Consider the following 4,818-nt stretch of genomic DNA (forward strand, 5'->3'; position numbering starts at 1 on the left):
GTCCTGACAGAGACAATGCGGGCGGGTGCGTGCCTTTGGCTCACGGCAACGACCCGCAGCGACCCGTCTTCAGGCATCAAAGTGATAAAAGAGGCAACGGGGCGATCTACGGTGAAATATCCGGGCTAGGCTCCTGTGTGCGCTTAAAGGCAGTGTGTGATGTTGTGACAGCCACCTGCCACAGCCCTTGCGGGCCGTGGACTGGTTATTCTTAGGCGTAGATGGTGCCCATGCGCTGGCGGATGTTGTTGGCGCAGGTGGCGGCCATTTCCTCCAGCGTGTTGGCCAGCATTTGCAGGCGCCCGACTTCGCTGAAGTAGCGGTGGGCCAGCACGTGACTCAGGGTCAGGCGGTCGAGCAGGCGGGTGAAGATAGCCTGTTAGTGGCAGGAACCACCGTAGCAACTCCTTGAGCTGGTGTTGCCGTTGGAATCGGTGCTGTACGTAGTGGAGTTGCCGTTACCGTGGTTGTAGGTGCTGCTACTCCACCCCCTACCACTGGAGTCCGTTCCGTACGTGTTGGTGGCGTTGCCGTTGCGGTAGGTGCTGCTGCTCCAGTTGGAGCCGGTGTTAGCGTTGCTGCCGTAGGTGTGGCTGGAGTTTCCAGACCTGTGTGTCTGGTAGCTGTTGCCACTGTTGTCGGTGCTGTAGCTGTAGCCACTTTGCGCGATGGCAGCGCCACAGCAAAGCGCAACAACTGCTGCAAATACTGACTTTGATTTCATAGTTCAACTTTCAAAAACGTCAAAAGAATCTTTGACATTAGCATGATACCGAAGTCTCAAAGCCTTCAATCAAGCCCCCTGCCGGGTTACAACGCCCCCACCGCGACACCGCAGCAGGCTGGCAAGGGGTTTGATTGAAGCCCCCACTCAGGAGGGCAGTCCGTTCGGTCAATTCGGGGCTGGAAACTTGCGACTGGCGCCCCTTGCAACTGTGCGCCGCGTCTTGCTTTGCGGGAGCGTGCGCTTCGCCATTGACACGATGGCAACGCCGCACCCCAGCGGCGGCCGGGCCCGGCCCAAGTGCCATCAGGGCGTGGCCGCTGGCTGGCGCGAGGCGCGCCAGGCGCCCAGCAGCGCAATCGCGCCCGGCACCAGGATCAGCGCCCAGATGATCTTGCTCAGGTTGGCCTGCACCCAGGGCAGGTTGCCAAACAGGTAGCCTGCGCCGGTCAAACCCACCACCCACAGCAGGCCGCCGCCAATGTTGAAGGCGGTGAACTTGCTGCGCGTCATGGCCGCCACCCCCGCCACGAACGGCGCAAAGGTGCGGATGAACGGCATGAAGCGCGCCAGCACAATGGTGATGCCACCGTAACGCTCATAGAACGCGTGTGCCTGGTTGAAGGCGTTCTTGTTGAACCAGCGCGAATCCTCCCACTGGAACACCTTGGGGCCAAAATAGCGCCCGATGGTGTAGTTCAACTGGTCACCCAGCACCGCCGCCACCACCAGCAGGCCCATGGCCAGCGGCAGGTTCATCAGGCCCGCGCCGCACAGCGCGCCCACAATGAACAGCAGCGAATCGCCGGGCAAGAAGGGCATCACCACCACGCCGGTTTCCACAAACACAATCAGGAACAGCAGCGCGTACACCCACGCGCCATAGTTCTGTACAAAGGCCTGCAAATGTTGGTCCACGTGCAGGATGAAGTCGATCAAGAAGGCTATCAGTTCCATGGGGCGCAATTATGGCCGCCCAACTCCTACAATGCCCGCGCTATGACCACCCACGCCCAGCCCCACCCCGCCCGCCGCCCCATCCTGGAACTGCCCGACGAGCTGGTGAGCCAGATTGCCGCGGGCGAGGTGGTGGAGCGCCCGGCCTCGGTGGTGCGCGAGCTGCTGGACAACGCGCTGGACGCCGGGGCCACCCAGATCACCCTGCGCCTGCAAGCGGGTGGCGTGCGCCTGATCGCACTGGAGGACAACGGCGCAGGCATCCCGCGCGCCGAACTGCCCACCGCGCTCAAGCGCCACGCCACCAGCAAGATCCGCAACTTGGCCGAGCTGGAATCGGTGGGCACGATGGGTTTTCGCGGTGAGGCGCTGGCGGCCGTCGCCTCCATTGCGGAGGTCAGCGTGCTGTCGCGCGCCGACGATGCCGAAGAACCCCACGGCTGGCTGCTGCAAGCCCGCACGGGCGAGCTGCAACCCGCCGCACGCGGCACTGGCACCACGCTGGAAGTGCGCGAGTTGTTTTACAGCACCCCGGCGCGGCGCAAATTCCTCAAAACCGAGGCCACCGAACTGGCGCATTGCCTTGAAGCCGTGCGCCGCCACGCGCTGGCGCGGCCCGACGTGGGCTTTGCCGTGTGGCACGACCACAAACTGTTGGAACAGTGGCGCGCCTGCACCGCCGACGACGAAGACAGCGCACTGGCGCAACGTGTGGCCGACGTGCTGGGCCAGGACTTCGTGACCGACAGCCTGCCCGTGCGGCTGGAAAACCCCAGCGTCCACGTCTGGGGCCGCGTCGGCCTGCCCAGCACCGCGCGCAGCCGCACCGACCGCCAGTACCTCTACGTCAATGGCCGCTGCGTACGCGACAAGGTGGTGGCGCACGCCGTGCGCAGCGCCTACGACGACGTGCTGCACGGCCAGAAGCAGCCCGTGTACGCGCTGTTCATCGACCTCGACCCGACCCGCGTCGATGTCAACGTCCACCCCACCAAAACCGAAGTGCGCTTCCGCGACAGCCGCGACATCCACCAAGCGGTGTACCACGCGGTGGAGCGTGCGCTGGCCGCGCCCCGGCTGGGTGCCACCCCGGCAGCAGACACGGCCACGGCTGGCCAAGCCGCACCAAACGGCGGTATCCAAAGCCCAGGGCATGTTGCAATGCCAGGCGATTTCAGCCTCCCCGGACACCCAGGTACCGGCTCACTACAACCGGCCCCCCCCCAGCAGCGGGCCAGCGTCCGATGCCCACCGCGTGGCCCAGCACAACCACTAGCTCCGCCCACCTGCCCGGCTTCTGGCGCAGCACCGACACCGAACGTCCCGGCCACCGCGTCAGCGACCTGGGCGCCCTGTGGCAGCCACTGGCACCGTGCAGCGCCCCCGAAGCCAGCAGTGCCACCCTCTGGCCGCAACGCCCCGCCGCCACGCAGACCCCGCCAGCAGACCTGCCACCAGCCCCCACCCTGACGCCCCACGAGGACGCCCCCACCGACTGGCCGCTGGGCCGCGCGCTGGCGCAGCTGCACGGCATCTACATCCTGGCGCAAAACGCCCAAGGCCTGGTGCTGGTGGACATGCACGCCGCGCACGAACGTACCGTGTACGAACAGCTCAAAACCCAGCTTGGCCCCCAGGGCGATGCGCCCCTGCCCAGCCAGCCCCTGCTGCTGCCTGTCACCTTTTCCGCCAGCCCGCTGGAGCTGGCCACCGCCCACGACCACGGCGCCACCCTGCACCGGCTCGGGTTCGATGTGGGCGCGCTCTCGCAGCACACACTGGCCATCCGCAGCGTGCCCGCCGCGCTGACACAGGCCGATGCCGTGGCCCTGGTGCGCGGCGTGCTGGCCGACCTGGCCCAGCACGACGCCAGCCACGTGGTGCAACGCGCCCACGACGAACTGCTGGCCAGCCTGGCCTGCCACGGCGCCGTGCGCGCCCACCGCGCCCTGACCCTGCCCGAAATGAACGCCCTGCTGCGCCAGATGGAACGCACCCCGCGCAGCGACCAGTGCAACCACGGCCGCACCACCTGGCACCAGCTCAGCCTGCGCGAGCTCGACGCCCTGTTTGCGCGCGGGCGCTGACGCCGACCGCACCAAAGCGTGCGCCGCTGCACCAAAAAGTTGCGGCCTGCTTTGACATCCTCCCCGCCCTAAAGAGCGGGGATTCCTGCTGCCAGACGGCGATGCCCCGCCGCGAGAATGTTTTTGGCCGCGTTCACGTCGCGGTCGTGTACCGCTCCGCATTCGCTGCACGTCCATTCCCTTATTCGCAAACCCGCCCTACCTTTCGGACTGCTGGCGGGTATCACCCCGCAGCACGAGCAAGTCTGGGTTGTATACGCTTCGTTCACGACCTCGAACACCACACCGGCCTGACGGCTCTTTTGTCCCAACATGGTTTTCAGCATGGCCCAGCCCGCATCCAGCGTGCTTTTGGCCATATTGGTCTTGACCAGCTTGGCGCTGGCCACGTCGCCCACGAAGATGGCGGCGTTTTGTTGCACCATCGTGGTGCTGAATTTGTGCAAGTCGTTTTTGCGTTGGTTTTTGATCTTGGCGTGGATCGCCTTGACCCGTTTTTTCTTTTTCGCCCGCTGCGCTTTCGCCAGTTCCAGCTCATGGTTGCGGTACCAGCGCCCTTCCAACTTGTCGCCTTCGCTGGGGGTGGCGCAGTCTTTCAGGCCCAAATCTATGCCCACCGCTGCTGTGCCTTGCGAGGGCTGGCATTGCACTTCCACCGCGACGTTGAAGTACCAGCAGCCCCGGCTGTCTTCGCTGAACGAACCCGAACGCAGCTCGTACTTGGACAGGCCGTAACTGTCCCACAGGCTGAAGTGATGCCCGGCAAAGTGGATTTGGCCCGCCTTGTACTTGGCGTTCCCGATCTTGAACGGGATCCAACCCAGCGAGTATTTGGCCGATTTTGGGTTTGAGACGCGCCAGTTGAGCCGCGTCTTTTTGAACTGTTTGCGCCGTGTGGCGTACTCGACGCACACCAGTTGCACGGTGCCGCTGCCCACCGCCACACCCTCGCATTTGCTGTAACCAGCCGTGAGCTTTTGCAGATCGTAGCCCGACAAGTACTTGGGCGGGCCGAAGTACGGGCGGGCCGCCTTGGCCGACACTTCGTTG

The 4,818-nt window shown here is 64.9% G+C and carries 6 protein-coding genes; 2 read left to right on the forward strand and 4 right to left on the reverse strand.

Annotated elements, in window-relative coordinates; translation table 11 throughout:
- Positions 1-211 precede the first annotated feature (211 nt).
- The 3 genes from CON76_RS13730 to CON76_RS11855 all read right to left on the reverse strand — a co-directional run bounded on the left by CON76_RS13730 (position 212) and on the right by CON76_RS11855 (position 1,681).
- The gene (locus CON76_RS13730) at positions 212-334 is read right to left on the reverse strand and encodes a hypothetical protein (protein WP_276309004.1); all 123 of its coding nucleotides are present in this window, start codon (positions 332-334) and stop codon (positions 212-214) included.
- 45 nt (positions 335-379) lie between these two features.
- Positions 380-724: a hypothetical protein gene (locus tag CON76_RS12945; protein WP_145995446.1), complete on the reverse strand. Its 345-nt coding sequence runs from the start codon at positions 722-724 to the stop codon at positions 380-382.
- Positions 725-1,030: 306 nt separating this feature from the next.
- Positions 1,031-1,681, reverse strand: a complete 651-nt coding sequence (locus CON76_RS11855) for a DedA family protein (RefSeq protein ID WP_101103564.1) — start codon at positions 1,679-1,681, stop codon at positions 1,031-1,033.
- 42 nt (positions 1,682-1,723) lie between these two features.
- On the opposite strand from CON76_RS11855, the gene mutL reads away from it, so the two are divergent.
- Both mutL and CON76_RS13880 read left to right on the forward strand, forming a co-directional pair.
- Positions 1,724-3,151, forward strand: coding sequence for a DNA mismatch repair endonuclease MutL (gene mutL, locus CON76_RS11860; protein WP_101103571.1), 1,428 nt, complete (start codon positions 1,724-1,726; stop codon positions 3,149-3,151).
- A gap of 101 nt (positions 3,152-3,252) precedes the next feature.
- Complete coding sequence (locus CON76_RS13880) at positions 3,253-3,768, forward strand: DNA mismatch repair MutL family protein (protein ID WP_169929059.1); 516 nt, start codon at positions 3,253-3,255, stop codon at positions 3,766-3,768.
- 68 nt (positions 3,769-3,836) lie between these two features.
- Here the strand turns inward: CON76_RS13880 and CON76_RS11870 are convergent.
- Positions 3,837-4,818 (reverse strand): RNA-guided endonuclease InsQ/TnpB family protein (locus CON76_RS11870; protein ID WP_101103569.1); only part of this gene is annotated, 982 nt, incomplete at its 5' end.

The organism is Macromonas bipunctata (assembly GCF_002837135.1).
Classification (GTDB): domain Bacteria; phylum Pseudomonadota; class Gammaproteobacteria; order Burkholderiales; family Burkholderiaceae_C; genus Macromonas_A; species Macromonas_A bipunctata.